23 protein-coding genes are annotated in these 26,541 nt (G+C 64.9%); 5 read left to right on the top strand and 18 right to left on the bottom strand.

Annotation, left to right across the window (positions count from 1 at the left end; translation table 11 throughout):
- Positions 1-285: 285 nt before the first annotated feature.
- Both B2747_RS09945 and B2747_RS09940 read right to left on the bottom strand, forming a co-directional pair.
- Positions 286-618 (bottom strand): ArsR/SmtB family transcription factor, encoded by a 333-nt coding sequence (locus B2747_RS09945; RefSeq protein ID WP_291159880.1) that lies wholly within the window; start codon positions 616-618, stop codon positions 286-288.
- A gap of 193 nt (positions 619-811) precedes the next feature.
- Positions 812-1,246, bottom strand: coding sequence for an OsmC family protein (locus tag B2747_RS09940; RefSeq protein ID WP_291159877.1), 435 nt, complete (start codon positions 1,244-1,246; stop codon positions 812-814).
- Positions 1,247-1,447: 201 nt separating this feature from the next.
- Here B2747_RS09940 and B2747_RS09935 point away from each other — a divergent pair, with 201 nt between their 5' ends.
- On the top strand, positions 1,448-3,643 hold the full coding sequence (locus B2747_RS09935) for a S9 family peptidase (protein WP_291159874.1): 2,196 nt from the start codon (positions 1,448-1,450) through the stop codon (positions 3,641-3,643).
- Positions 3,644-3,849: 206 nt separating this feature from the next.
- Here the strand turns inward: B2747_RS09935 and B2747_RS09930 are convergent, their stop codons facing one another.
- From B2747_RS09930 to B2747_RS09920, 3 genes are all read right to left on the bottom strand, one after another.
- Positions 3,850-4,017, bottom strand: a complete 168-nt coding sequence (locus tag B2747_RS09930; RefSeq protein WP_291159871.1) for a hypothetical protein — start codon at positions 4,015-4,017, stop codon at positions 3,850-3,852.
- Positions 4,018-4,490: 473 nt separating this feature from the next.
- A complete protein-coding gene (locus B2747_RS09925; RefSeq protein WP_291159869.1) occupies positions 4,491-8,027 on the bottom strand; it encodes an amidohydrolase family protein in 3,537 nt (1,178 codons plus the stop codon).
- Between the two features lie 145 nt (positions 8,028-8,172).
- Positions 8,173-9,108: a phenylalanine 4-monooxygenase gene (locus B2747_RS09920; RefSeq protein WP_291159866.1), complete on the bottom strand. Its 936-nt coding sequence runs from the start codon at positions 9,106-9,108 to the stop codon at positions 8,173-8,175.
- 42 nt (positions 9,109-9,150) lie between these two features.
- On the opposite strand from B2747_RS09920, the gene B2747_RS09915 reads away from it, so the two are divergent.
- Together B2747_RS09915 and B2747_RS09910 are read left to right on the top strand one after the other, a co-directional pair.
- Positions 9,151-9,519, top strand: coding sequence for a DUF423 domain-containing protein (locus tag B2747_RS09915; RefSeq protein ID WP_291159863.1), 369 nt, complete (start codon positions 9,151-9,153; stop codon positions 9,517-9,519).
- Positions 9,520-9,558: 39 nt separating this feature from the next.
- Positions 9,559-10,344 (top strand): sulfite exporter TauE/SafE family protein, encoded by a 786-nt coding sequence (locus tag B2747_RS09910; protein WP_291159860.1) that lies wholly within the window; start codon positions 9,559-9,561, stop codon positions 10,342-10,344.
- A gap of 44 nt (positions 10,345-10,388) precedes the next feature.
- Here B2747_RS09910 and B2747_RS09905 read toward each other — a convergent pair whose 3' ends face one another.
- The 3 genes from B2747_RS09905 to B2747_RS09895 form a co-directional block, all read right to left on the bottom strand.
- Positions 10,389-11,219 (bottom strand): hypothetical protein, encoded by an 831-nt coding sequence (locus B2747_RS09905; protein ID WP_291159858.1) that lies wholly within the window; start codon positions 11,217-11,219, stop codon positions 10,389-10,391.
- Between the two features lie 201 nt (positions 11,220-11,420).
- Positions 11,421-12,266 carry an ion transporter gene (locus tag B2747_RS09900; protein WP_291159855.1) on the bottom strand — a complete coding sequence of 282 codons (846 nt, stop codon included), beginning with the start codon at positions 12,264-12,266 and terminating at the stop codon, positions 11,421-11,423.
- Positions 12,267-12,472: 206 nt separating this feature from the next.
- Positions 12,473-13,045 carry a dihydrofolate reductase family protein gene (locus B2747_RS09895; protein ID WP_291159853.1) on the bottom strand — a complete coding sequence of 191 codons (573 nt, stop codon included), beginning with the start codon at positions 13,043-13,045 and terminating at the stop codon, positions 12,473-12,475.
- A 54-nt stretch (positions 13,046-13,099) separates the two neighbouring features.
- Here B2747_RS09895 and B2747_RS09890 point away from each other — a divergent pair, with 54 nt between their 5' ends.
- Positions 13,100-13,696 (top strand): TetR/AcrR family transcriptional regulator, encoded by a 597-nt coding sequence (locus B2747_RS09890; RefSeq protein WP_291159850.1) that lies wholly within the window; start codon positions 13,100-13,102, stop codon positions 13,694-13,696.
- 34 nt (positions 13,697-13,730) lie between these two features.
- On the opposite strand, the gene B2747_RS09885 is transcribed toward B2747_RS09890, so the two are convergent.
- The 4 genes from B2747_RS09885 to B2747_RS09870 all read right to left on the bottom strand — a co-directional run bounded on the left by B2747_RS09885 (position 13,731) and on the right by B2747_RS09870 (position 18,523).
- Complete coding sequence (locus B2747_RS09885; RefSeq protein ID WP_291159847.1) at positions 13,731-16,022, bottom strand: TonB-dependent receptor; 2,292 nt, start codon at positions 16,020-16,022, stop codon at positions 13,731-13,733.
- A gap of 81 nt (positions 16,023-16,103) precedes the next feature.
- A complete protein-coding gene (locus tag B2747_RS09880) occupies positions 16,104-16,904 on the bottom strand; it encodes an alpha/beta fold hydrolase (protein WP_291159844.1) in 801 nt (266 codons plus the stop codon).
- A 30-nt stretch (positions 16,905-16,934) separates the two neighbouring features.
- The gene (locus B2747_RS09875; RefSeq protein ID WP_291159842.1) at positions 16,935-17,633 is read right to left on the bottom strand and encodes a GNAT family N-acetyltransferase; all 699 of its coding nucleotides are present in this window, start codon (positions 17,631-17,633) and stop codon (positions 16,935-16,937) included.
- Positions 17,630-18,523: a carbon-nitrogen hydrolase family protein gene (locus B2747_RS09870; RefSeq protein ID WP_291159840.1), complete on the bottom strand. Its 894-nt coding sequence runs from the start codon at positions 18,521-18,523 to the stop codon at positions 17,630-17,632. Before B2747_RS09870 ends, B2747_RS09875 begins: the two co-directional genes overlap by 4 nt.
- A gap of 361 nt (positions 18,524-18,884) precedes the next feature.
- On the opposite strand from B2747_RS09870, the gene B2747_RS09865 reads away from it, so the two are divergent.
- Positions 18,885-19,316: a hypothetical protein gene (locus tag B2747_RS09865; RefSeq protein ID WP_291159837.1), complete on the top strand. Its 432-nt coding sequence runs from the start codon at positions 18,885-18,887 to the stop codon at positions 19,314-19,316.
- Here the strand turns inward: B2747_RS09865 and B2747_RS09860 are convergent, their stop codons facing one another.
- The 6 genes from B2747_RS09860 to B2747_RS09835 all read right to left on the bottom strand — a co-directional run.
- On the bottom strand, positions 19,317-19,571 hold the full coding sequence (locus tag B2747_RS09860) for a hypothetical protein (RefSeq protein ID WP_291159834.1): 255 nt from the start codon (positions 19,569-19,571) through the stop codon (positions 19,317-19,319). It abuts the gene before it with no gap.
- Positions 19,571-20,005, bottom strand: coding sequence for a hypothetical protein (locus tag B2747_RS09855; RefSeq protein ID WP_291159832.1), 435 nt, complete (start codon positions 20,003-20,005; stop codon positions 19,571-19,573). Before B2747_RS09855 ends, B2747_RS09860 begins: the two co-directional genes overlap by 1 nt.
- A 9-nt stretch (positions 20,006-20,014) precedes the next feature.
- Positions 20,015-20,719 (bottom strand): HupE/UreJ family protein, encoded by a 705-nt coding sequence (locus tag B2747_RS09850; protein ID WP_291159829.1) that lies wholly within the window; start codon positions 20,717-20,719, stop codon positions 20,015-20,017.
- Entirely contained in the window at positions 20,716-23,811 is a 3,096-nt protein-coding gene (locus B2747_RS09845; RefSeq protein WP_291159826.1) for an efflux RND transporter permease subunit, read from the bottom strand. The genes B2747_RS09850 and B2747_RS09845 overlap by 4 nt, the downstream gene beginning before the upstream one ends.
- Positions 23,812-23,818: 7 nt before the next feature.
- Positions 23,819-25,333 (bottom strand): efflux RND transporter periplasmic adaptor subunit, encoded by a 1,515-nt coding sequence (locus B2747_RS09840; RefSeq protein WP_291159823.1) that lies wholly within the window; start codon positions 25,331-25,333, stop codon positions 23,819-23,821.
- A partial coding sequence (locus B2747_RS09835; protein ID WP_291159820.1) for a TolC family protein occupies positions 25,330-26,541 on the bottom strand: 1,212 nt, incomplete at its 5' end. The genes B2747_RS09835 and B2747_RS09840, both read right to left, overlap by 4 nt.

Below are 26,541 nucleotides of genomic sequence, written 5' to 3'. Positions count from 1 at the left end.
ACCGGTTTTTCAGCACCCTGTTAGGCGTCCGACTGCGTCAGTGCGAATATTCTGCCATGCTCTTTTGCTGTCAAGAGGCCATTCTAACAAGTGCCCCATGTCCGGCAATAGCTACGTTTCGTAGGCTTTCGATTCTTGCCGACTATGGTGCAATACATTGGCTGATTGGACGGTGCTTCGGACGGTCCTTCCCATTGCAGGTATAAGCATTCGGCGCTGTAGGGCTCGCCTCACGGGCCAAGTTCAAACAGTGCCTTTTGCTTAGCATCTCATCTCACCCACATACTATCTGCCCGTTACAACCTTGCGGCGCTCCATCAGCTCCGACTCGAGCCGCCCGCACACCAGCTCGCAGAGCCGCAGCACATCCTTGTCGGCCAGTTCATAGCGCACATACACGCCGTCACGCTCACGGGCCACGAGGCCGTTGGCAAACAACTGCGACAGATGGCGCGACACGTTGGCCTGCCCCATGCCGGTGGCTTCGACCAGCTCGTTCACGGTGCGCGGGCCGCCGCGCAACTCCTGCAACAGACTCAGCCGGGCGCGGTCGCTCAGCGCCTTGAAGCGCTCCGCCACCATCTCGAGCAGTTCGGGACTCATGCGTTTGGACGCCATGGACACTCCGGGTTACTGGTAATATGCTGACATACGAATATACACAAAAACAGCGAACGGCGGGAGCGGGAGGCCGGAAGCCCCGAAGCAGAAGCCACACGGCAGAAGCCTTGAACCGCCGTCTGCGGTCGAGGCTCCCGCCACGTGCTCCCGGCGCCCGGGCTTCCGACGCCCCGGCTATCGCTGTTTGCTGTTAACCCGCCAGCGTCGCTGCCAACGTGATCTCCGCATTCAGCACCTTCGACACCGGGCAGCCCGCCTTGGCTGCACCAGCGAGCTCCTGGAACTGCGCTTCCGTGATGCCCGGCACCTTGGCCTTGAGCGTCAGGTGCACCTTGGTAATCGCGAAGCCGCCGTCCTTCTGCTCCAGCGTCACCGCCGCCGACGTGGCCAGCGACTCGGGCGTGAAGCCGGCCTTGGTCAGCTGACCCGACAGGGCCATGGAGAAGCAGCCGGCATGCGCGGCAGCGATGAGCTCTTCCGGATTGGTGCCGCTGCGGCCCGTCTCGTCCTCAAAGCGCATCTTGAACGAGTAGGGCGTGCTGCTCAGCACCCCGCTGGGCGTGGTGAGCGAACCGCTGCCGTCCTTGATGGTGCCGTTCCACACGGCCGAACCAGTGCGAATCATGAAAACCTCGGGCAAAGGCGGTGAATGGGCCTTGGGCACGCCACCGGGCGCGCCAGGCCACCTCCCACGCTCGCCACTGGCCCGCCAAGAGGCAAGCCACAGCTCGGCCACAGACGGCCACATTCCGCGGCGCTGGCCCGTTCCCTCGGGCCCACACGGCGGCCAGTTTTCTACGGTTCCTCCCCCCAAGCCCAACCGCTGATGCCCCGACTCGCTCGACTGGCCGCCCCGGCCGCCCTCTGGCTCGTCCCGCTTGCTGCCTCCGCCCAGCTGCTCGGCGCGCAGGCCCGTGTCGTTACCGCTGCCGACTACGCCCGCGCCGAAAAGTTCCTGGGCTTCAACACCCAGAACCTCGTGAGCAACACAGGCGTGAGCCCGACCTGGCTGCCCGACGGACGCTTCACCTACCGCGTGCGTCAGCCCGACGGCTCCTCGCCGCTCATGCTGGTGGACACACGCGGCCGCAAGACGAATTGCGTTGTCACGCCCGCCGCCTGCCCGCCCGCGCCCGCTGGAGGCGCGCCAGCCACCGCGCGTGGCCGGAGGCCCGAAGTGCTCTCACCCGACGGCACCAAGGCCGCGTTCATCAAGGACTGGAACCTCTGGGTGCGCGACGTGGCCAGCAATCAGGAGACCCAGCTCACCACCGATGGCGTGAAGGATTACGGCTACGCCACCGATAACGCGGGCTGGGTACACTCCGATCGCGCCATTCTGCTCTGGTCGCCCGACTCGAAGAAAATCGCGACCTTCCAGCAGGATCAGCGCAAGACGGGCGAGATGTACCTCGTGCGCTACAAGGTGGGGCACCCCGAGCTGATGCAGTGGAAGTACCCGCTGCCCGGTGACAGTGCCGTCACCATGATCGAGCGTGTGGTCATCGACCTCTCGGCCACCACGCCGCGCGTGGTGCGCTTCAAGATGCCCGCCGATCAGCACCGCAGCTCGGTGTGTGATCACATTGCCTGCGGCGGCAAGCTCGCCGACACCGAGTGGTACCCGGACGGCAGTCACGTGGCGTTCCTGTCCAACTCACGCGATCACAAGATCGCCACGCTGCGTGTGGCCAACGCCAGCACGGGTGACGTGCGTGATGTGCTGCGCGAAGAAGTCGCCACGCAGTTCGAGAGCGGCGACGGCGATCAGAACTGGCGTGTGCTGCCGGCCAGCAACGAAGTGATCTGGTTCTCCGAGCGCGACGACTGGGGCCAGCTCTACCTCTACGACCTCACCACCGGCCAACTCAAGAACAGGATCACTACCGGTGAAGGCACGGTGCTCGATCTCGTGCGCATCGATGCCAAGACGCGTCGCATCTGGTTCCGTGCTGCGGGCAAGGAAGCGGGACGCGATCCGTACTTCCGTCATCTCTATCACATCGGGATGGACGGCAAGGGCCTCACGCTGCTCACCCCGGAAGACGGCGACCACAACACCTTTCTCTCGCCCGACGGACTGCGCTTCGTGGACAGCTGGTCGCGTCCCGACAAGCCGCAGGTGGCCGTGCTGCGTGATGCGAAGACGGGCAAGCTGATTGCCACGCTCGAAGAGGGCGACATCAGCAAACTGGTGGCGACGGGCTGGAAGCCGCCCATGCGCATCGTGACCAAGGATCGCAACGGCAAGTGGGACCTGCATGGTCTCATGTGGACGCCCACGACGCTCGACTCCACGAAGAAGTACCCGATCATCAACTACATCTACCCGGGCCCGCAGGGCGGCTCGGTGGGCGGTCGTCAGTTCTCTGCTGCCACGCGCGACAATCAGGCACTCGCCGAACTCGGTTTCATCGTCGTGGCCATTGATGGCACGGGCAACCCTTCGCGCTCCAAGTCCTTCCATGATGCCTACTACGGCCGCATGGGCGACAACACGCTGCCCGACCAGATCGCGGCCATGAAGCAGTTGGCCGAGCGCCACAAGTTCATCGATCTCGACAAGGTCGGTATCTGGGGTCACTCGGGCGGTGGCTTTGCCACGGCTGGCGCGATGTTCCGCTACCCGGACTTCTTCAAGGTGGGCATCGCGGAGTCGGGCAATCACGACAATCGCAACTACGAAGACGACTGGGGTGAGCGTTACCACGGCCTGCTGGTCAAGCAGGGCAATACCGACAACTACGACGCCGAAGCCAATCAGGTCCTGGCCAAGAACCTCAAGGGCAAGCTCCTGCTGGCGCATGGCACGCTCGATGACAACGTGCCGCCCGACAACACCTATCTGGTAGTGGACGCGCTCATCAAGGCCGGCAAGGATTTTGACCTGCTCATGATCCCCAACGCCGCCCACGGTTTTGGCGCGGCCAGCAATTACATGATGCGACGCCGCTGGGACTACTTCGTCCAGCACCTCATGGGCGCCACGCCGCCGAAGGAGTACCAGATCGGGCCGAAGTGAACTTGAGGCCCGGTACGGAGTAACCAACAACTCGGAACCCGAACCCGGAACTCGAAACTGATCAGTTTTGAGTTTTGGGTTCGGGTTTCGAGCTGTAGGTCGTCTCAACTCCAAACTCAAAACTTCAACTCATAGCTCAGAGCTGACCGGACTGTCGGTGAGCTCTGAGCTTTGAGTTCAAGTTTTGAGTTGTCAGTTTGCCCGATTCACCATTGAGGTGTGCCTTGCGCCATATCTCCGCCGTCCTCCTGCTGCTCGCTTCCACCGCCATCTGCGCGTCGGCCCAGTCGTTTGTGCCACACAATGCGCCGCGCCCAGTCGCGCTGCAGGCCCTGCAGCCTTCGCTCATCCACGAGCCAGCGATTGCGGCTCATACGCCGCTGCTCACGCATCGTGCCACGCCGACACCACCCGACGAGCCCAAGCCACAGCGTAGTCGCAAGTCCCGAGTCCTGCGCTCAGCCGCCGTCGGGGCAGTGCTCGGATTCGCCGTCGGCAGCATTGGCGGTTCGCAAATCGGAACCGGCTGCGACGCCGTTGACACTGGTTGCTCAACTTACGCCAGACGCCGAAACATGATTCTCAGCATGGGCGGCGTTGGCGCCGGACTTGGCGCCATCCTCGGCGCAGGTGTTGGCGCCGTAAGGCGATGAGCACTCAAAACACGAAACCCGAACTCAAAACCCGGAACTGATCCGTTTCGGGTTCTGGGTTCGGGTTCCGAGCTATAGGTCCGCGCATCTCCAAACTCAACACTTCAACTCAAAGCGCAGAGCTAACCGGACTGTCGGTAAGCTCTGCGCTTTGAGTAAAAGTTCTGAGTTGTCAGCTCAACCCAGTTCCCCTATCAGGGCCGGATCCCTGCGCCCGCCACCGGCACCGTGTAGCTCCACGGCTGCTTGGCCAGCGGCCGCTGGCGCGGGTATACCTCATCGAGCGTATTGCCGTCGTACATGCGCCCGTTCACCATCACCTTGTCGATGGTGTTCGAGTTGCGGATGTTGACCAGCGGGTCGGCGTTCAGCACCAGCAGATCCGCGTACTTGCCCGCCTCGAGTGAGCCGACCTCCGCCCCAAGCCCAATGGCCTCCGCGCCCACGATGGTGGCCGCGCGCAGCGCATCGTGCGTGCTCATGCCGCCCGACTGGATGAGCCAGAGCTCCCAGTGCATGCCGAGCCCCTGCAGCTGCCCGTGGCTACCCACACCAATGCGGCCACCCTTCTCGACGGTCTTCGCCAGATCCTCGGCGTGCTGCCACATCGCGTACTCTTCCTTGACTGCAAAGCCCGCCGGTCCGGGCGCATTGCCCGAGCCGCGCCGCCGCACCTTGCTGTCAAAGTCCACCGGATGCGTGAAGTGCCGCAGCTTGCGGTCACCGAGCAGGTCCTCCGACTGGTAAAACCACCCTTCGCCGAACGGCCCACCATACTCCACCACCAGCGTCGGCGAGTTCACCACCTGCGTGGCCTTGTACCACTCGAACAGGTCGTCGAACTTGGGCGTAATGGGCAGCGTATGCTCGATGCCCGGGTAGCCGTCGATGCCGTGCGTGATGTTGAGCTTCTGATCGAGGCCGCCCTCGGTGGTGGGCATGATGCCCAGTTCCTTGGCCGCCATGATGATCCACTGCCGCTGCTGACGATTGCCGCTCATGTACATCTTGAGCGTCTTCGTGTCGTAGTACTTGGCGTAACGCGTGAGAATCTCGCGCGCATGCGCCAGGTCACGCACCGGCTCACTCGAGAACACGCCCGGGCCCGTCGTGTAGATGCGCGGTCCGATCATGTCGCCGTTCTCCACGCGGTCACTGTACGACAGGAAGTCCGTCGTGGCCGTCTGCGGATCGCGCGTGGTGGTGGTGCCGTACGCCAGCGTGGCCAGGTACTGCCAGGTCTGCGTGTTGTGGATGTTGGGCGTGAGCCACTGCGGGTGATAGTGCGTGTCCACCATGCCCGGCATGATCACCTTGCCCGACACATCGATGATGCGCGCACCGTCCGGCACCGCTACACTGCCACGCGGCCCGATGGCCACGATCTTGCGATCGCGAATGACGATGTCGGCGTTCTCGATGATCTCCTTGCCCTTCATCGTGATGGCCTTGCCGCCGCGCAGCACGGCCACGCCCGTGGGCAGGTCTCGCGCCACACTCACCGCAATGCGCAGTTCCTCGGCCTTGTAGCCCGGCGGCGTCTTCTTGGTGGTGTCGGCCTTGGCAATGCTGTCGGCACGCGCAATGCTGTCCTTCACGGCCTTCGTGGTGTCGGCCCGCAGCGCGGCCTTGCGGCGGTCTTCGACCTTGAGCGAATCCTCCACCACCTTGGCGCGATCGAGGTCGTAGGTGAAGAGCGCATTGCCCAGCCCCCAGTGCACCTTGCGACCATCATGGCTCCAGGTGCCGAACTCACCACCCACCGTGTTGAGCTTCTTCACCGGCACCGGCGCGTTGGCCGGGCTGGCCACACTCACCGTGGCGGCCGATGCGCCCACCTGCGGCACCGTCACCACGTAGAGGTCCATGCCCACGGTGGCCAGGGCCTGATCACCCGTGGGCGCCATGAGAATCAGACTGGCCGGCGGCGCCGAGGGCGTGGGCTCCATGCCGTGATCATCATCGAGATGCATGCCCTGACTCGACGGACGTGCCGCACGTCCACCGAAATTGAATTGCGCCTCCTTGGCCACCAGCGCGGCGTCGAGATTGCCGGCATTGGGCGGCATGGGGCCCGTCACACGCAAGTGCGTCTGCACATCGGTGCCATCCCAGCGGAAGGACTGCAAGCCGGCGCCAAAGCTGTACGCATAGATGCGCGAGGTGTCACGCGTGAAGTGCGGCGCTGACAAACCTCCGGCCGGCATGATCATGGTGGGCGTACCGCCCGTGGCCGGAATCCAGATGAGTTCCGACGCCGCCGGGCCGAAGAACGCACCACCGGCCTCCTGCATCTCACGCGCGGCCGCGCGCGACGCGACAATGCGCGAACCACTCGGCGACCACGCGAGGTCGGTGTAGAGACCCGACATACCCGTGAGCGGACGCGTACGCCAGCTCCCACGCGCATCGCGATCGGCGCGCATGATCTGTCCGCCACGCGCGTCCTCCCAGGTCACGTAGGCCAGCGACTTGCCGTCTGGCGACCACACGGGATTGAACTCCCCCGTGCTGGCCGTGGTCACACGCACCGGCTTCATGTCCGCAAAGCTCATCACGTACACACGCGCGAGCGCCACGAACGCCAGCGACTTGCCATCGGGCGACGGTTGCACGTCGCGAATCTGCCGCGCCGTGAACGTGGCCGCCGTATCGATGGCATAGGCGAACTTCACCTCCGGACCCATCTCGAGCTTCACTTCGGCCTCGAAGGGAATCTTGCTCGGCGTCGACTTGTCCACCGGTACACGCCAGAACTCACCACCGTACGACACGATCACCGTGCGCGAATCCGGCGTGAAGGTGTAGCCCGGATAGGCATCCATGGGCGCGCGCGATTCCATGTCGTCGCGCTGCACGGGGAAGGCCAGCCACTCTTCCTGCTGCGTGTCGAGATTGCGCAGAATGAGGCCGGTCTTGGTTTCGAAGCGCGTGACATACACCAGCCACTTGCCGTCGGGCGAAAGCGTGGGGCGTGCACCCGATCCGAAGCGCGTGGTCATCTGCGACACGCGGCCGTTGTCCTTGTCCCATACGGCCAACTGGTACTGCGGTCCGATGCTGTTGTACTGCCAGTCACCAGTGCGTCGCGCAAACCACATGTAGCGCGGGTCCTTGCCGAACGCGGCGCCGAGTTGCTTCTGCGTGGGGGCCGGTGCGGGCTGCATGGTGAGCGGCACACCGGAGCCACCGTCCACGTGATACATCCACAGTTTGGACGTGCCGCCCAATCCGCCTGAGCGCGAAGCCACCACGTACTTGCCGTCGGGCGTCCACTCGGGTGACACATACAGGTTGTTGTTGCCCTTGGTGAGTTGTGTGGTGTCCTTCTTGTCGAGCGACATGATCCACACGTTGTCGCCGCCGGAGCGGTCGGACACGAACACCACCTTCTTGCCGTCGGGCGAGAAGCGCGGCTGCACGTCGTAGGCCATGCCCTGCGTGAGCGGCGTAGCCTTGCCGCCGGTGACGGGCATGGTGTACAGGTCACCCAGCAGGTCGAACACGAGCGTCTGCCCATCGGGCGAGACGTCCACGCTCATCCAGGTGCCCTTCGTAGTCGTGAAGTTGTGGGTGCGGGCGGCCTTGAGTGGCAAGGTGGCCGAGGGCCCACCTGCAGGCGTCGCGGTGGGCGACGCCTGCGCAGAGAGAGTCCCGTTTGGCGTGACTAGTAGCGCCGCAAGGGCCAAACCGGTCAGCCTCGGGACAACAACACGAGTTGCTGAATGCATCGGGGATGCTCCATGGGAAAAAGGCATACGTAAGGCATACAATACGCCGCGTTTGCCCATCCCGTCACCTCAGCGCAACCCATCACAAGGGACGAGCCGCTCAGGCCCGCCCCTCAGCGTGTCGTACCACGCAGTGTCCCCGTGCTCAGCGTGGTCGGAGGCTGGCCTCGAGGAAGCTCTCCACGTCGGCCTGACTCATGTCGCGCCAGCCCGGCGTGACGTGGTCGAGCTTGCCGGCCTTCATCCAGGACTCGAGCGTTGCCACCTGCTCGTAGAGTTGATCGAAGCTGTCCACGATGAACAGCAGTGGCTGATAGTGATCGATCTCGAAGTGCTGATTGATGACCCACTCGAGTTGCAGCGGATAGCGCTGCACCGTGGGGCTCTCCACGCTGTGCACAATTTCGCCGAAGCTCGACAGGAGACCCGAGCCGTACACCGTCACGCGCTGCCCGCTCGCGTCGCGCATGAGCCCGAATTCCACGGTGAACCAGAAGAAGCGCTGCAGCGCGTTCTGAATGCTCGACAGCCGCCGGCGACGTTCTTCGCGGTCGCTCATGTCACGCACCATGTCCGCGGCCAGATGCGCGCAGGCCCCGAAGCGCACCAGCGTCTCGGCAAAAGCCGGATCGGTGTGCATCGGCACATGACCCGCAATGTCGTGGAAGATGTCGGGCTCGGGCAGATAGTCGAGCGACTGCCCGTCACGAATGGTGATGGTGGTGGGGAACTCGCGGCGGCTCAGGCAATCGAAGAAATCGAAGGCCGGTACAAAGCCACTCACGGCCTTGGCGCGAAATCCCGTACGAGGCGCCATGAAGCGATTCACGTCTTCAAGACGCGGCACGTGCGTGGGCTCGAAACACAGCGTTTCCAGACCATCGAGGAAACGCTGGTTGGCGTAGCGGCCCCAGTTCTCCTGCATGCGCGCATACAGGCGCTGCCACGTGGCATGGTTGTCCGCCGAATACAGCTCGTAGGGCTGCTCGATGTACATCTCACCGTTGGACACCGCCTGCTCGATGTATGGAGCCTTGGTGGTGGTCAGTCCCATGCCTGCGTAAAGAGCCGTCGTGGCCATTGGCCTATCTCGTAAAGGGTTCGGGTCCACTAGATTGTAATCATGGAACGCACTTTTCTCATGCTTGGTGCCCTCTCGGGCGCCATCGCGGTGGCGGCCGGCGCTTTCGGGGCGCATGCGCTGCAGAGTCGGGTCGAGCCACGTCTCGTGGAAGTCTTCGAGACCGGAGCCCGCTACCAGATGTTTCACGCGCTGGCCCTGTTGGCGGTGGCATGGGCCACCACGCGCTGGCCGGGCTCTCTCACCACGGCCAGCGGCTGGTTGTTTGTAGCCGGCACGGTGGTGTTCAGCGGCTCGCTCTACGCCATGACCTTCACCGGCATTCGTGCACTCGGCGCCATCACGCCCATCGGCGGCGTGTGCTTCATTGCCGGGTGGGTGTGCCTCGCGTTGGCGGCTCGCAATTCCTGACGTTGCGATTCAGGTGATCACGCTGGGACTCGGCGTCGCGTGCTGCTGACCGAGCCTTCGGTCTCGCAGCTGACCGCCATTGCCGCCGTGTCGGCGGTGAGTGGCATGGTCAACTCCATTGCAGGCGGTGGCACGTTGCTCACGTTCCCTGCATTGCTGGGGCTTGGCGTGCCACCGGTGGCGGCCAATGCCACCAGCACGGTGGCACTCTGGCCTGGCTCGCTGGCCAGCATGCTGGGCTATCGCCGCGAATTGGCCGGGGCCGAGCGTTGGGCGCTCAAGTTGGCGGCGCCGAGTATTGCCGGTGGTTTGCTGGGTGCGCTGCTCCTGATGGCCACCACCGACGAACAGTTTCGTCGCATCGTACCGTGGCTGGTGTTTGGTGCGACACTGTTGTTTGCTTTTCAAGCGCGTGTCATGCGCTGGTTGCGCAGCTATACCGAACAGCCGCATGGCGAGTCGCCCATTGAACCCACGCGCGGCATGATGGCGGCGCAGTTTTTCGTGTCCATTTACGGCGGCTATTTTGGCGCTGGCGCCGGCATTGTCATGCTCGCGGTGTTTGGTCTCATGGGCATGACGAACATCCATCGCATGAACGGGCTCAAGAACTTCAATGGCATCTGCTTCAATGGCGTGGCGGCGGCCACCTTTGCGTTCAAGGGCCTGGTGAACTGGCCCATCGCATTGGTCATGGCACTGGGCTCGAGCGTGGGCGGCTATGCCATGTCCGGCTTGGCACAGCGGGTGCCGCAGGCCTGGGTGCGTGGAGCGGTCACGCTCATCGGCGTGGCCAGCGCGCTCTGGTTGTTCGTCACGCGCTGACCACACCCAATACTCATTTCGTCAGTTGTTGACGCGTCGGCTGCTTACTTGACCGACACCTGCTTGATCATGCCGTGTGCGAGATGCGGCTTGCCGTCCTTGGCGTCAGGCGTGAAGCACATGAAGCCATACTCGCCGGCCGGCACGTCGATTTCGAGATAGACCGTGGCACCCGGCAGAATGTCGGTGATGCCGCCCATCGGCATGCCCGGCGGCGCGCCGTTGGGATTCTCGGCGAACATCGCCATGTCCATGGGCGTCTTGCCCGGCACCAGCTTGGCAAAGAAGAACTCGTGCGGCTGCTTGCCGGTGTTGGTGACGGCCACGATGTGCTTGCCGGCCGACAGCGGCTTGGAGAACTCGAGCGCGTAGTCGCTGAGTGTGAGCGTGATGTCGGCCTTGGGCGCAGGCGCCTTGCGGTTGCTGGGCGTGACGGTGAACTCCTTGATCATGCCCTTCATCACGTGCGGCGGGCCGCCCGGGCTCGGAATGACACAGAGCGCCACGTACTTGCCGGCGTCGAGCGTGCTGGTAAACAGCGTCGCGCCCATGGAAGCATTGGGACCACCCACCGGCTTGAGCCACGCCGGCGGCGGGCCGCCCGCCTTGAACCAGGCCATGACATCGTTGGCGGTCTTGCCCGCTTCGACCTTCACCACGTACACATGGTGCAGTTCCTTGCCCTTGTTGGTGAGGCGCAATGTGGTGAGTCCGGCAGGAATGCTGGACGGCATCTCGAAGGCATAGTCCAGCGCCACCACGTCGACGACGTTGGCACCCGGAATGGACGGATCGACATGCGGAGCCGCAGCCGGGGTCGCCGTGAGCAGCACGGCGCCCAGCCCCGCCGCGGCGCGGAGCATCAGGGAATACATGAGTGACCTCGGTTGTTCGATAGGGCGGGAGCGCGCGAACCTCGCGAGCTCCTACGTTGCAGCATGCTGCGCCTACGTGCACGCCTGCCACACAGGTTTCAGCGCAATTGGGGTGTGAAATCTTTCACAGCACCCGTGAGACTTACTTCATTTTTCCACTGTCCTGTCACAGCCCACCGGGCGGCGCCAGATGTTTTCGCTTCAATGCAGCGCCGCTCCGCAATGCCGGCAGAATTTGGAATCGCTGCGATGATCATCGGCGCCGCAGTGCGCGCAGACCTGCGTATTGATCTGCTGCGCCTCGAGCTTGCGGCCCGCGTTAGCCAGCTCGGCCGTCACGATGCCCGTGGGTACGGCAATGATGCCGTAGCCCAGAATCATGACTAGAGAGGCCACCGCTTGCCCGAGGCCGGTGGCGGGCGAAATGTCGCCATAACCGACCGTGGTGAGCGTGACCACGGCCCAGTACATGCTCACCGGAATGCTGGTAAAGCCGTTGGCCGGCCCCTCGATGAGATACATGAGCGCACCCACCACCACTACAACGGTGGAGACCGTGAAGAGGAACACCGCAATCTTGCGCGAGCTGGCACGCAGTGCGTCACCAATGACACGCGCCTCGCTCAGGTAGCGGGCAAGCTTGAACACACGGAAGATGCGCAGCAGCCGCAGCACGCGCACCGCCAGCAAGGCCTGCGCACCAGGAAAGATCAGACTCACCCAGGTGGGCAGAATGGCCAGCATGTCGACCAGCCCAAAGAAGCTGCCCGCATACACCAGAGGCCGGCGCACTATGAGCAGGCGCAGCAGGTATTCCACCGTGAATACGGCTGTCAGCACCCACTCCGCGGCCCGTAGTCCGCGCCGCCATGCCGCGGGCATGCTGGGCACCGTTTCCAGCATCACCACCACCAGACTCACCACGATGAGCACCAGCAGCACGGCGTCGAACCAACGCCCGGCCGGCGTATCGGCCTCGAACACGATGGTGTGCAGCCTGCGCCGCCATGGCGTGTCGGCGGACTGCTCGGCGCGGGAGTCGGTCATGGCGGGAGGCTGGGAGCCTAAAGTTGAAGTGGCGAGAAGTGTGTTGCACCAACCCAGAGCCCGGAACTCGAACTCAGAACTCGAAACTGATCAGTTCCGAGTTTTGGGTTCAGGTATCGAGTGGTGTGTTGGTCACCCTCCGAACTCAACACATGAACTCAAAGCTCACCGCTTCCCGATCCATCCGAAAGCACTGCGCGTCAAGTTCATAACGACTGGGGCTCGTCTCCCCTCTCGTATCGAAGCTGAACCAGCCCGCTGCCCCATGACTCCGACCCGACCAGTCGCCAGTGACTGCGCGGCACCTCGGCGCCAAAGAGCGGACGCCCTTGCCCCAGGAGCTCCGGCACCACCGACAACGTGAGTGAATCCACCAGTTGGTCGCGTAGGGCCTGTCGTACCACTTGGCCGCCGTCCACGTATACATGTGCCGCCCCAGACGTAGCCAGCGACTCCAGCAAGGGCCGCAGCGAGCCAGCATGCGTGGACACGGTGGACGGAACGGGCGGCGTGCCGGGCAGGGGCCGATGCGTGAGCACCACCACCGGTCGCTCGGCAAACGGCCAGGGCACATCGAATCCCCGCAGCACATCGAAGGTGGCGCGCCCCATGACCACCGCATCGACCGTGCTCATGAACGCGGCGTAGCCGTAATCGGTCCCGGCCTCCTGATACGGCGCAAGAAACCCGAGGCCGCCGTCGGCCTCGGCAATGAAACCATCCAGACTGAGGCCGAGATAAGCGGAGACCCGGGGGACGGCGGCTGATGATTCCGACATGGCGTGACCTCGATGGTGGTGACAGCTTTTAGTCTACACTGTAGACTTACCGGCATGCCACGTCCGGCGTCACTTTCACCCGAGCGCATTCTGGATGCCGCAGAGCGCCTGCTGAGGCGGCGCGGCGCCACCGCGCTCAGCATGCGTGCGCTGGCCACGGCCCTCGGGGTCGACCCCATGGCCCCGTACCGGTACTTCGGATCGCGGGACGCCGTGGTGGCGGCACTGGCCGAGCGGCGGGTTGGGGCCGGCCTGGATGCGGCCATGGGCAAGCGGGGCCGATGGCGAACGCGACTTGAAGCGTTGGCGCTGGCCTACTGGCGCGGCGTAGCAGGGCAGCCGGAACTGGTACTGGCGCTCACGGCGCGAAGTGAGGCCTCGGCGGCATTGGCGACCCGTTGGCGGGACGGCGTGCAGCGGGCGCTCGCGGACACTCGTCTGTCGCGGCGCGGACAGCGAGAACTGGCAGATGCACTGGCGGACCTGGTGCACGGAGCGGCGCTGGCGCCGATGGCGGCCGGTGAGCGTGCGGTGCGCCGGTCAATTGCACTGCTGCTCGATGGCGTTGAGGCGCGCCTTGGGTCAGTCCAACATCGAACTCAAAACTTGAACTCAAAGCTCAGAGCTACCCGGACTGTCGGTAAGCTTTGAGCTTAGAGTTCACGTTTTGAGTGGTGGGTTCTCCCTACCGCTCGTACCGGATCCGCACCCCGGCCGTAGCCGGCTGCCCGATGGCCGTCACGCGCGCATTGATGAAGAAGTTGCGCGTGAGTTCGTAGCGGCGATCGGCCAGATTGCGCCCGAACAGTTGCAGCGACCACGGCGAGCCGACGCGTTGCGCGGTGATCGTGGCGTTGATCAGCGCATACGGGGCCACGTCATACTCGGGTGAGAAGATCACCCGCGACGCCTCCTGCCGGTCCCGGTAGCTGTAGCTGGCCTGCGTGCGCCACTGCACGCCGCCCGCATCAAAGGCGTACGTGGCCGCGCCGCCGGCACTGTAGCGCGGGATGTTGAGCCAGGTACCCGCAAAGCTTCGCGTGACTTCACGGCCCGCCGCAATCGATGCCTGCGCATCCACCGTGTTGAACTCGCGGTAGCGCCCGGCGCGCACGGCCCAGAACTGCTGCACATCGAGCTTGGGCGTGACCTGCCACACCAACTCCATCTCGGCGCCGTGAATGCGCGAGCGGGCGGCGTTGGCGATGCGCCCAATGGGACCGCGCGACACCTGATCGTACACCGTCGACAGCACCTGCTGATCGCGGTAGTCGTAGTGGTAGAGCGCGGTGTTGACGCGCAGTCGCGTGCCCACGTCCACCTTGGCCCCCAGCTCGACTGCGTTCACAATCTCGGGCGCGAAGTTGGCGAGCTGCGCCGGGTTGGTGGTGTTGTAGGCCGTGAAGCCACCCGACTTGACGCCGCGATCGAACGACAGATAGGTGAGCGCGGTGCCGGTGGGGCGATACTCGAGCGCCAGCTTGCCAGACGGCAGTCGCGTGATGAAGCCGCCGTCCGTTGGTGGCACAAAGGTCACCGCCGGGTTCACAAAGCCGGTGGTGAGACCGTTCAGACGACGATGTTCGTACTCGAGCCGCAGGCCGCCCACCACGCGCCACATCGGGGTGAACGCGTAGCCGCCCTGCGCAAACACCGCCGCCACATCGGCCCGCTGACCGTATGTGGTCAGCGCCGCCGCGCCCAGGCCGGGCACATCGGTGAAGTCGGAGTAGAAGTTGTCGTCGAGCTGCTCACGCGCCGCATACAGGCCGCCCTGCCACTCGAAGGCTGCGCCACCGCTCGATGTGAGACGCAGTTCCTGCGACACCACACCAATGCGCGTGCGGAACACCTCATCCGACTCGGCCGATGCGGACGCATCCCAGTCGCCAACCTCAAAGCGATCGAGACGCGTGGCATTGGTGATGCTCGTGAACGTGGCGCGGTTACCAGCGTGTCTTAGCTGCACGGTTGCCGACGTGCCACTGTTGCGGCGCCCTGGCCCCTCGGTACTGTCAATGCCCACCAGCCGCGCAAACGCTGGCCGGAGTCCCCAGCCTGTGGCACGCCGGTCGCCGTCAGCGGGAACCGTGGGCCCTTCACCACCGCGAGTATTCAGCGGCGCAAACAGCGCGAGACCCGTGCCGTCGCTGTGATCGCGGAAGGCGTTGCCAATCAGCAGCAGCGACCAGCGATCCTGCGGACGCCAGTCGAGCTGACCACGCAGCGCCGAGTGATCACGCGCACCAAGAGAGCGACCGGTGACTCGGTCCGACTGCCAGGCTCCACCCTGCTGTGTGGCGGCCGACAGGCGGCCGAGCAGGCGCGGAGCCACGCGGCCCGACACAAAGCCCTCGGCGTTCACCGCGCCAAAGCTGCCCGCGTCCACCTGCAGACCCCGCCGGAACGCCGCCGTGGGACGGCGACTCACGAAGTTGATGGCACCACCGGTGCTGTTGCGGCCGTAGAGCGTGCCCTGTGGTCCACGCAGCACCTCAACACGTTCGAGGTCGAACAGCAGCCCCTGCGTTTGCACCGGAAACGGCAGCGCGGCGTCGTCGGCGTAGACGCCCACCGTGCTGCTGTTGTTGGTGGCGTAGTCATTGAAGCCGAGTCCTCGCAGCCGGTACTGTGGCTGTCCGCTGCCAAACGCGGGTTCGACTTCGAGACCGGGCGTCACACGCTGCAGATCGAAGGACCCCTGGACCCCACGTTCCGCCAACTGCGAGGCGGTGAGTGGTGTCACGGCAATCCCCACGCGTTGCGCGGCCTCATCACGGCGCTGCGCCGTGACCCGGACCGCGGACAGTGCCGCCGGGCGGCGGGTGCTGTCCGACTGCGTGGAATCCGACTGAGCGCTCAGTGACGACACTGGGACCATGGCCACCAGCATCGTCGGCACGAGATACCGAGCAACTGGAGTAGACACGATGAGCACGGGTCGGATGGGATAGGCACGGGTGGGACCGGCCTTCACGGTGTCCCACCGGGAAAGACTGCCACAGAAATGTTACACGGAGGGCCGACATTGCCGAGTCCCCCCGGTCAATCGGGCAGGTCAGACCAGTGGCGCGAGCAGGTCCTGCACGGCATTCAGCACGGCTGCGGGTTCTGTCCGGTGTGGCAGATGCCCACCGCCGGGCACTGTCAGCTGACGCGATGGCCCACGAAGGTGACGCAGCAGTCGCATCGGATGCGCCAGCGAGCCGTATTCATCGTTGTCGCTGTGAATGACCAGCGCAGGGCAGTGCACCTGCTCGGCGAGCGCATCGAGTGACCAGGTGGCAAAGTCGGGATGCAACCAGGTGTCCACCCAGGCGTGCAATACCCATTCCGCCCTGTCGCCATGATGCCGTGCAATGCGGGCCAATTGCTCGGGGGCGGCAAAGCTGGCGCGGGCCTCCCGCACGCCAGCGACGGTGCGGTCTTCCACAAACGATTGCGCGGCCATGGTGATCAGCGCCGTGCATCGGGCCCTGTGTGCTGCGGCTGCGGCCACCGCCATGCCGCCGCCCACCGAGTGTCCCATGGCCACGAAGGTCTCCACGCCGAGCGCCGTGAGCAGCCGCGGCACGACCTCACGCCCCTCGTCCTCGACGAAGCTGTGCGCCAGTACATCATGACGCGCGGATGACTGACCGAAGCCCAATCGGTCGTAGGCAATCACACGCCGCGATGTAGTCGCGGCCAGCAACGCCGGGAACTCACGCCACAGTGCCACGCAGCCCAGGGAGTCGTGGAACAGCACAATGGGAGCGCGGGGCGTGTGGTCAGCATGCAAAACGGCAGGCGACCAGCTCTGCACGAAGAGCCGACCACCGGCCACATCCACGAAACGCGACTCTGTTGCGACCGTCATGCCGCGCAATATGCCACACCTCGCAGCAGACTACACCGCCACCCTCGGCATGTACGCCGCCAGCCGCGGATCCGACACGCCGTAGTCCTCCGGCGTGGCCACCGCCGGATTGATCCACTGAATCAGCGCCGCCCAGCCAAGGCTTTCCGGGTCGTGCTGCAGGTAGCCGTGCACCACGTCGAAGACGTGAAAGCCGCGCGCCAACTGAAAGCTGAGTGTGGGGTCGCGTCGACGCCCTGACACCACGGCCAGCACGTACTCGAAGCTCGACAGGGTTTGCGACACCTCGGCGTACCCCGGCAGGCGCGCGCCGGCGCGAATACGGAGCAGGCCCATCGACTCCGCCAGTTGTTGCCGCGCCCGGTAGAGATGCGAACCCACGCCATGGCCCTGCCACATGGGATCCACCATGATCTCGGCGCCATAGAGCGTGCGACCATGCGTCGGATCATGATTGGTGAAGTGCCCGCTGGCCGTGAAGTCACGCCAACTGCCGAGCGCATCATAGTCATCCCACAGAATGATGAGACTGGCCGCCATGCCGACGACGGTGCCCTGCTCGTCCACCGCCACCATCTGGCCCTCGGGAAACACCAACTGGTGCGTCTCGAGCTGCGTTTCGGTCCAGGGCGGCGACGTCGGGTACACCTTGCGGCAGAGTGCGATGACACCGGGAATGTCACGCGCCTCGGCCCGTCGCACCTCACACAGCCTGCGCGGCGCGCTCATAACGTGACCACCTCACCCAGCACCGCTCGCTGCCCCACATCCACCGAATCGCGCAGCGGCAGCACCGTGCCGTCATGACGCTGCACCTCAATGCTGCGCAGGTCGAGTTCACCAATCACCATCATCTCCTGATTGGCGTGACCCTCGGCCAGGATACCGTCGCGTGCAAAGGCAAAGTCACTGGGCGTGAGAATGGCCGCCTGCCCGTAGTTGAGGCTCACGGCCGGCACCATGGGCAGGCTGCCCACCGTGCCCGCATGCAGCACGTACATCTGGTTCTCGATGGCGCGTGCATGCGCGCAGTAGCGCACCCGCAGGAAGCCCTGACGGTCGTCGGTGCAGCTGGGCACGGCCAGCACCTTGACGCCGGCAAGCGCCGCGGCGCGCACGATTTCCGGGAACTCCACGTCATAGCAGATGGCCACGGCCATGCGACCGAACGACGTTTCAAAGATGGTGAGACCGCGTGACGCGCTTACCATCCATTCCTCGCTCTCGAAGCGCGTCATGCACAGCTTGCCCTGCGAGCCAAACCGGCCATCGGGACCGAAGACGAAGCAGGTATTGGTGATGCCCTGCCCTTCGTCGTTCCACACGGGCATGGTGCCGGCCACGATGTACACCCGGTGCTGCGCGGCCAGTTGCGCGATGAGCTCCTGCACCTGCGGCACCCAGTCGGCCAGCGTGCGCACCTGCGCCTGAATGGGGCGTGTCACGTCGCCCAGGGTGAGCAACTGCAGCGTGAAATACTCGGGAAACACAATGAGCTGGCAGCGATAGTCGGCTGCCGTTTGCACAAGACCGCGCACCTGCGCAGCAAAGGCATCAAAATCGGCCACCGGCCGAATGAAGTACTGCAGCACGGCAACGCGAATGCGTTCCTGTTGCATGGGTGTCTCCCTGGAAGGCGCGCAGCGCACGCGGGAAGCGGGGCCCTCGGAATGCTGGCTCGTGCCAAGCCGGGCCGCGAACGGGACAGGTCATTGCACACCGTCCACACACGATAGATACAAGTATAATAACCACAATGACTTAGTAATTCAAGTAAAGACCCCTCATTCGTCCGCGCGGCGCCTGAGGCGAGCTGCGTCACGAATCAAGAACACGCTGTATTGACGCAGCATGACCAATCCAGAGACGCGACCAGGGCGCAAGACGTCCTGCCACGATCGGCGATCCCGAAACTCATGGTATAAGCTCCCCTCCGCTTTTGGTGCACGAACTTGAGCGTCCCAGTGCATTTTCCGGGGTATGTCCAGTCCACGTTCATTCCGCCTGCTGGTGGCGCTCCTCTCGGCGTCACTCATTGGCGCACGTCCTGTGCCGCACGATGTGTGGGTCGGCACTGCCATGCCTACTGATGGCGGCGCAATGCGCGGCGTCCTCGAAATGTTTGCCGGCAAGCCGCCGAACACGACATTTGTCGAGTTGGCGCTGCGCAACGATCTCCCAGGTGCCATGCGCGTGTGGCACGTAGGCCAGGGCACGTGCGCAAAGCCATCAATGATTTTCGGCGACTCCGCTGCCTACCCTGTCATTCGCATCGGCAACGACGGAAAAGGCGTTGGCGCAGTGACGCTGCGCCTCACCCTCCCCGACACGGGCGACTTTCATGTGGCCATCGCCGCATCACCACGCAACTCACGGCGCGTGGCGTGCGGCGATCTCGTCCTCGAAGACTGACTACTTCGCCGAAGCCGCCGCTGCAGCCACCGAGTCCGCTCGCGCGTCCTCGATGGCTTCCTTGGCGAGTTCCTGCTTGAGACGGCCCATTTGCGTGAGCCCGATCCGACTGCCGACGCCCGTGGGGTCGACCCCGTATTCAGCGGGGAGAACGGCTGTCACCGCCAGCACCACGGCAATCACCACGGCAACGAGCGACGCCCGCCGCAGTGACGACAGGCTCGGCCCCTCGGGAAAAGGCGACGGAGTGGTCATCACATCGCCTTGAGCGCGGAGAACTGCCCACTTGCTTTCACGGTGACGGTGACCGGCTGCTCGCCGTTGTTGCGCCACGACCAGCCGTGCACGCCGTCGAAAACTGCTTCAATGGTGCCCTTCTCCCCCTTTGACGAGCCGCGCTTGTAAATGTGCGCCTTCACGCTGGGATCGGTTGGCACCTCACCGTGCAGGTTGTAGCCCACTTCGGCTCCGTTCGTAACCCACTCGAACGTGGCATTCTCGCCCTTCTTCATTACCAGCTTTACCTCGACACGCTTGGCCGGTGCGATGGTGACGGTCATGGAATCGCGCTTGGCCTGGGCAGCAACGGTGGCTGCCCCATCGGACAACGCGGTCAACGGCAGCACGGTAGGCGTTGCCGTGGCGAGCGACACGGGAACGACGAGGAGGCGGGTAAGCAGTGCGAACATGGCGGGACCCTAGGCTTGCGTGGAGAAGTAGCCCGTGAGCTGATAGCCCACGAGCAGGAGACCGGCCACCAGCAACAGCATGTTGGCCGTAAAACCGCTGCGGAGAAACGACGGGGATCGCCGCCAGTAGCTCATCGCGATGAGCACGACGGTAAGGGCGAGCATCTGCCCGACTTCGACGCCCACATTGAAGGCAAGCAGGTTCTCTACAAGTCCGTCGGGGTCCATCTCGAAGTCGAGCAGTTTGGTGGCAAGGCCGAACCCGTGAAAGAGGCCGAACACCAGCGTGGCGGCACGGGGATTGGGCTGCACACCGAACCACTTCTGAAGGGCGCCCACATTGTCCAGCGCCTTGTAGGCCACTGAAAAACCGATGATGGCGTCGATCAGATACGGGCTCACGCTGATCTTGGTGAGCACCCCCAGAATGAGGGTGCTGGAATGTCCCACGGCGAACAGCGTGACATAGGTGGCGATGTCACGCACGCGGTACAGGTAGAAGATCACGCCGCACAAGAACAGGATGTGATCATACCCGGTAACCATGTGCTTGGCGCCAAGATACACGAACGGTACCAGACGCACGCCAAAGGTTTCCTGGATATAGCCCTTGTCACCAACGGACACCCCGTGCGCCAGCAGTACGCTTGGCGCGGCCACGAGCATGGCCAGGGCAAACAGCGGCGCCCATCGCGCCCAGCGAGTCCACATCATGCTGCTGCCTCCTCGGGTTGTACGTCGCGCGCCCCGAACATCCAGTACAGCGCCGGCAGCACGATCATGTTGAGCACGGTGGCCGAGAGCAGGCCACCAAGAATGACGATGGCCATCGGCGTCTGCAGCTCGTTCCCCGGCTCTCCCCCCCCGAACGCGAGCGGAATGAGGGCAAGCCCCGCAGTAAGCGCCGTCATGAGAATTGGCGATAGACGTTCCAGTGAACCGCGGGTGACGGCTTCGGCAAACGGCACGCCCTCTGCGAGCAAGTGACGGTAGTGCGCCACGAGCAGGATGCCGTTCCGCGTCGCGATGCCAAAGAGGGTGACAAAGCCGACCAGTGACGCGATGCTCACCACGCGCCCGGTGAGCAGCACGGCCACCACGCCGCCGATGAGCGCCAGCGGCAGATTCGCCATCACCAGTCCCGCCGTGCGCGCCGAGCCGAATTCCCCGTACAACAACAGGAAGATGGCGGCGACGGAGAGCAGCGAGAGCACCGACAGCGTGCGCGTCGCTTCCTCCTGCGCCTCGAACTGTCCGCCGTACTCCACGAAGTACCCGGGCGGCAGCGTTACCCCCTCAGCCACCGCACGCTCGATGTCGGCGACGGTACTGCCAAGGTCCCGTCCGGCGACATTGGCCTGTACCACGATCTTCCGCTGCACGTTTTCGCGCGAGATGGTATTGGGGCCGCGGTCCACGGTCACCGTGGCCAGTTGCGACAAGGGGACATGCTGGCCAGTCGGCGTATCGAACGAAACGGCGGCGATGGCATCCGCATTCAGACGGTATGCGTCTGGGTAGCGCACCACCAGGTCGACACTGCGCCCCTCCTCCAACACCTGCGACACGGCTTCTCCGTTCAACGCCACGTCGATGGCCTCGGCCAGCTGCCCCACACTCATACCATGACGGGCGAGGGCTGCCCGATCGGCCTTGATGCGAAGCTGCGGCACATCGGACTGCTGCTCGAGCTGCAGGTCGGCTACGCCCGACACGCCGGCCATCACGTCGCGAATCTGCGTACCGATCAGTCGAAGCTGGTACAGGTCCGGCCCGAACAGCTTGACCGCGATGTTGGCGCGCGTGCCGGACAGCATGTGGTCGATGCGATGCCCGATGGGCTGCCCGATGGTGACGTTCGTTCCGGGAATCGACGTGAATTCGTTGCGCAATTCTTCGAACAGGGCCTCCTTGTCGGCATCGTCGCGCAGTGTGACGTCGATCTCGGCTGCGTTCACGCCCTGGGCATGCTCATCGAGCTCGGCACGCCCCTGCCGTCGATCGGTATTGATCACCGCCGGCTTCGCCTTGAGGATCTGTTCCACCCGTTGCCCGATGGCGTTCGACTCTTCGAGCGACGTTCCCGGCACCGTCACCACGGAGACCGTGAGGGCTCCTTCGTTGAACTCCGGCAGGAAGGCCGAGCCGAGCATCGGCACCGCCGCCATGCTCAGCGCGAGCGCCGCCACGGCGCCCGCCAGCACGCGCCGGGGATGCGCAAGCACGGGCGTGAGCACGCGCGCGTACTGTGCCTTGAGCCACACGACCAGACGGCTCTCCTCCTCACGCTGCACGGCTCGCGAGTTGGGCAACAGATATGCACAGAGCACGGGCGTCACCGTCACGGCGACCAGCAGAGAAGCCAGAATCGATACCACGTACGCGAACCCGAGGGGACGCAACAGTCGCCCTTCCACGCCGCCCAGAAAGAACAAAGGCAGGAACACCACGATGATGATGAGGGTGGCGTTCACGATACTCGCGCGGATCTCCTTCGACGCGTCGTAGACGACACGCAGTGCCGACCGCTGCTCGGCCGGTGGCCGGTGATGGTTCTCCTTGAGGCGCCGGAAGACGTTTTCCACGTCGATGATGGCATCGTCCACCAACGCGCCAATGGCAATGGCCATGCCACCCAGAGTCATCGTGTTGATGCTGATGCCGCGGAGCTTCATGGCAAAGATCGCCACCACAAGCGAGAGCGGGATGGCGACGATGGAAATCGCTGTGGCCCGCAGATTCCACAGGAAGAGGAAGAGTACGATCACCACCAGCACCGCGCCGTCGCGCAGCGCCTTCACCACGTTGTCCACGGCCACACGAATGAAGCTCGCCTGGCGGAAGAGTTCCGCGTGTACTGTCATGCCAGCGGGGAGCGCACTCTGAATGGCCGTGAGTTCCCGTTCGATACGCTCCGTGAGCTCGAGCGTGTTGGCACCAGGCTGCTTCTGCACGGCGAGCACCACGCCAGGCTGCGCATTCACACTGCCGTCACCGAACTTCGGGGCCGTGCCCACGGTCACGTCAGCCACCTGTCCAAGGGTGATCGGCGTGCCACCGCGTACCGCCACCAGTGTACTGGCAATGTCCGCCTCCGACTGTACCCGTCCGATACCACGGATCACGTATTCCTGTCCACGATCCATGTACACGCCACCGGACGCGTTGGCGTTGGAGCCACGCGCCGCGCGCACGACCTGTTCGAGTGAGACACCGGCCATCATCATGCGCGCCGGATCGGCGAGCACCTGGTATTGCTTGACGGCGCCGCCAATGGGGATCACCTGCGCCACACCCGGCACCGCGAGCAGTCGACGCCTGATGGTCCAATCCGCCACGGTCCGCAGCTCGGTGGGAGACTGTGTTCCGGTGAGACCGATCATGAGGATCTCTCCCATGACGCTCGACACCGGCGCCAACACGGGAGCGGAGATGCCCGTGGGCAGGGCCGCGGCCACCGTCTGCAACTTTTCCGCGACGATTTGCCGCGCGCGGAAGATATCCGTCCCCCAGTCGAACTCCACCCACACCACCGAAATGCCCTGTGCCGTGGACGAGCGCACACGGCGGACGCCGGTGGCGCCGTTCACCGACGTTTCGATAGGAAACGACACGAGCGCCTCGACCTCCTCCGGCGCCATACCGTGTGCTTCGGTCAGCACCGTAACGGTCGGTGCCGTGAGATCGGGGAACACATCCACGGGCATGCGCCACGCCGTCCACGCGCCGCTGATCAGTATCAGCACAGACACGGCGAGCACGATGACGCGATTGGCGAGCGCCCACGCAATCAGGCGATTCAGCATGGGCGCCTCAATGCTCGTGACCGTGCGCCGGCACGGCCGTGGAGAGCGAGGCGAGACGCACCTGATAGGCGGCCCCCGTTACCACACGCTCACCTGCGCGGATCCCGTCGCGCACGAGCACGCGGCCGGCATCACGCGCGCCGAGTGTGAGCACACGCTTCTCGAAGGACTCACCGTCGACCTGTACATAGGCGATGGGTCGACCGTCCTCGTCGAGCACGGCCGAGGCGGGCACGGTCACACCGGATTCACGCTGTCCCGTGCGAACCCACACGCGCGCGGCGGCACCTACTTTGAGGCTGCGGTCGGCGTTGACCACTTCGAGCAACATGGGGACCGACCGGGACAGACTGTCGATGACGCTGCCCAGTGAGACCACGCGGCGCGCCGTATACACACGCTCCGAACCTTCCACCGTGAAATCCACGTTCGACGTGCGCGACACCGTGGCCGCCCGGGACGCGGGGACATTCACGCGCAACCACACAACGGACGGATCGACAACCGTGAAGAGCAGCGCCCCCGCGTCGACTCGACTGCCCGGTGTCACCCGCCGATCGGCGATGACCCCCGCCAGCGGCGCACGAACCGCGACGCGCCCACCGGGGAGCTCACCGCCGCCATAACCGGCGAGCGCCTCTCGCGCGGCCGCGAGACGGATTTCCGCCTCATGCACGCGGCGCTGCGGTACCGCTTCCACGGCATACAGACGGACGGCACGCGCATGTTCGTCTTCCGCCTCCGCCAGGCGCGCACGGGCCTCGGCATAGGCCGCGCCCCCGGCATCGCCGAGCGAGGGCGTCAGCAGGGCCAGCGTCTGGCCGCGTGATACCTGGGTGCCCGGCGCTGGTGTATTGGCCACACTCGACGCGTCGACGAGTCCCGCAATGGGCGCCCCCACCTCGGCGAAGCGCCCGGCCGCTGGTTCGATGGTCCCGGGGGCTTCGAAGGTGCCAGCCAGTTCTCCCGCGGTAGCAAACGCCGATCGGAAGCCGGGCGTCTTCCAGGCCTGCTCCTTGAGAAACGAGATGCCACTTTCGACGCCGCCGGAGTCTCGCGGCGCGACCGCCGCGTTGGCGTACACCGTGAGACCGGGTACGAAGATGCTGTCACGTGCCTGCGGACTTTCCACGCGGATGACCAGATCGTATACGCCGGCCTTTGCAAAGGACGGACTCGGCCCGTAGATGCCCGGCGCGCGCGGCGCATCCTGCACGACCACCACCGGCTCACCACCGTCGCGCGGCATAAACGTGAGGGTGATGCGCCCGGAGCGCAGCGGGGCGAAGTCGGTGAGATCGGTCAGATGCACAGCGAACTTGTCCGGTGCCCCGACAATGAGTGCCGGATGCTCCATGAAGAGCTCCGTGCTGTCGGTCCACTGGGTAATGGCGCCACCAGCCGGTTCGGCGGCGGCATCGCCAGCCACGACCTCGGGTGCTTTCGCGCCACCGCAGGCGGCCACGCCGGCCGTGGTCAGGCCGATCGCGACAACGGTCTGAAGGAGAAAACGGGCGGTCATCGGTTCGCTTCGGTGTGAGGGAACAGCGAGAGTCCGAGCGCGCGCGCGAGTTCCACTCGGCGCAGCGCGAGGTCGGTCGTCGTGGTCAGCAGCGCGAGTTCGGTTTCCTGCCACGCGCGCACGGCTTCGAGCCATTCGGTGAGGGTGATCTCGCCCTCGGCGTAGGCCGCCTGAACGGCTCGCAGTGCGAGGCGCGATTCTGCGCCAGCGAATGGCAGCAGGGCATTGCGCTCTGCTTCGGTGCTGCCAAGGGCGCTCAGCGCATCGAGCACCTCCTGCGCCACACGACGACGCGTCATGTCTGCCTCGGCCTCCAGCTGGCGGGCCGTGGCATCAGCCGCCGCTACGGCTCCGGCGCGACGGTCGAGCAATGGCAGCGGCAACGAGAAGCCCGCGACGAAGCCGTACAGCGAGACGCCGGGCACGCTCGCGCCGCTCTGCACACGTTCCCCCTTATAGCCAAGGGAGAGAGCGGGAAGCGGAATCCGCTCGCGTGAAGCGAGCCGAGCGTCGGCTTGTGCGGCCTGCCCCTCGCGGTCGGCAACCAGTACATCGGCGCGATTGACCAGTGCACGCGCGACCAACGAATCGCCAGTTGTTGGTAACGCGCTCAACACTGCAATGGTCGACCCGAGGGCAGACGACAGCAACACCTGAAAGGCCGTTCCGCTGCTATCGGACGCGGAGACGGTGGGTACGGTGAGCTGCGCAGCGGGGAGCCCGGTGACAAGGGCCAGCCGCTCGCGTGCAGCCCGAGCCAGCACGGCGGCCTCGGCGCGCCGTGCCGCGTAACGGCCGGCCTCGAGCCGGAGTCGGCGCCCAGCGTACCCGGCCACGTCACCGGCGCGCACGCGCTCATCGTTCACGCGTTGCGCTTCGGTCGCCGTTCGATAGGCCGTCTCGGCGAGTTGCACGCGATGGGCCGTGCTCATGGCCTCGACATACGCGCCAAGGACCATGACATCGAGCATTCGAACAGCGGCGGCGAGGCGCGTCTCGGCCGCTTCACGGCGATACCGCGCCGCCGCAACACGAGCCGCGCGCTGACCCGCGAGATCGAGTGGCCACTCGATCTGCGCGATGTCCTGCGCGTTGGATTGTCCCGCGCGCGAGGTCTGCTCGCGACCGTAGCTGAGCGTGGGATTGGCGAGGGCTGCGGCCTGCCGTTCCCGCGCGACCGCGGCGCTAACAGGGTGCTGAGAAAGCCG

Source organism: Gemmatimonas sp. UBA7669, from assembly GCF_002483225.1.
In the GTDB taxonomy this organism is placed as follows: Bacteria; Gemmatimonadota; Gemmatimonadetes; order Gemmatimonadales; family Gemmatimonadaceae; genus Gemmatimonas.
Note: the sequence above shows the minus strand (reverse complement) of the source record. Positions and strands in the feature narration are given on the sequence as shown.

Bases quoted from the DNA above. Each gene is read 5' to 3' on its own strand.
- B2747_RS09920 (WP_291159866.1), bottom strand. From the start codon at position 9,108: ATGGCCACGACGGCTCTTTACGCAGGCATGGGACTGACCACCACCAAG.
- B2747_RS09890 (WP_291159850.1), top strand. From the start codon at position 13,100: ATGCCACGTCCGGCGTCACTTTCACCCGAGCGCATTCTGGATGCCGCA.
- B2747_RS09840 (WP_291159823.1), bottom strand. From the start codon at position 25,333: ATGACCGCCCGTTTTCTCCTTCAGACCGTTGTCGCGATCGGCCTGACC.
- B2747_RS09870 (WP_291159840.1), bottom strand. From the start codon at position 18,523: ATGCAACAGGAACGCATTCGCGTTGCCGTGCTGCAGTACTTCATTCGG.
- B2747_RS09915 (WP_291159863.1), top strand. From the start codon at position 9,151: ATGGAACGCACTTTTCTCATGCTTGGTGCCCTCTCGGGCGCCATCGCG.
- B2747_RS09925 (WP_291159869.1), bottom strand. From the start codon at position 8,027: ATGCATTCAGCAACTCGTGTTGTTGTCCCGAGGCTGACCGGTTTGGCC.
- B2747_RS09845 (WP_291159826.1), bottom strand. From the start codon at position 23,811: ATGCTGAATCGCCTGATTGCGTGGGCGCTCGCCAATCGCGTCATCGTG.
- B2747_RS09895 (WP_291159853.1), bottom strand. From the start codon at position 13,045: ATGTCGGAATCATCAGCCGCCGTCCCCCGGGTCTCCGCTTATCTCGGC.
- B2747_RS09935 (WP_291159874.1), top strand. From the start codon at position 1,448: ATGCCCCGACTCGCTCGACTGGCCGCCCCGGCCGCCCTCTGGCTCGTC.
- B2747_RS09850 (WP_291159829.1), bottom strand. From the start codon at position 20,719: ATGATGTGGACTCGCTGGGCGCGATGGGCGCCGCTGTTTGCCCTGGCC.
- B2747_RS09930 (WP_291159871.1), bottom strand. From the start codon at position 4,017: ATGAGCCGCAATCGCTGGCTCGTGGATGAGCGAAGGCTGCAGGGCCTG.
- B2747_RS09940 (WP_291159877.1), bottom strand. From the start codon at position 1,246: ATGATTCGCACTGGTTCGGCCGTGTGGAACGGCACCATCAAGGACGGC.
- B2747_RS09875 (WP_291159842.1), bottom strand. From the start codon at position 17,633: ATGAGCGCGCCGCGCAGGCTGTGTGAGGTGCGACGGGCCGAGGCGCGT.
- B2747_RS09880 (WP_291159844.1), bottom strand. From the start codon at position 16,904: ATGACGGTCGCAACAGAGTCGCGTTTCGTGGATGTGGCCGGTGGTCGG.
- B2747_RS09860 (WP_291159834.1), bottom strand. From the start codon at position 19,571: ATGACCACTCCGTCGCCTTTTCCCGAGGGGCCGAGCCTGTCGTCACTG.
- B2747_RS09900 (WP_291159855.1), bottom strand. From the start codon at position 12,266: ATGACCGACTCCCGCGCCGAGCAGTCCGCCGACACGCCATGGCGGCGC.
- B2747_RS09855 (WP_291159832.1), bottom strand. From the start codon at position 20,005: ATGTTCGCACTGCTTACCCGCCTCCTCGTCGTTCCCGTGTCGCTCGCC.
- B2747_RS09945 (WP_291159880.1), bottom strand. From the start codon at position 618: ATGGCGTCCAAACGCATGAGTCCCGAACTGCTCGAGATGGTGGCGGAG.
- B2747_RS09865 (WP_291159837.1), top strand. From the start codon at position 18,885: ATGTCCAGTCCACGTTCATTCCGCCTGCTGGTGGCGCTCCTCTCGGCG.
- B2747_RS09905 (WP_291159858.1), bottom strand. From the start codon at position 11,219: ATGTATTCCCTGATGCTCCGCGCCGCGGCGGGGCTGGGCGCCGTGCTG.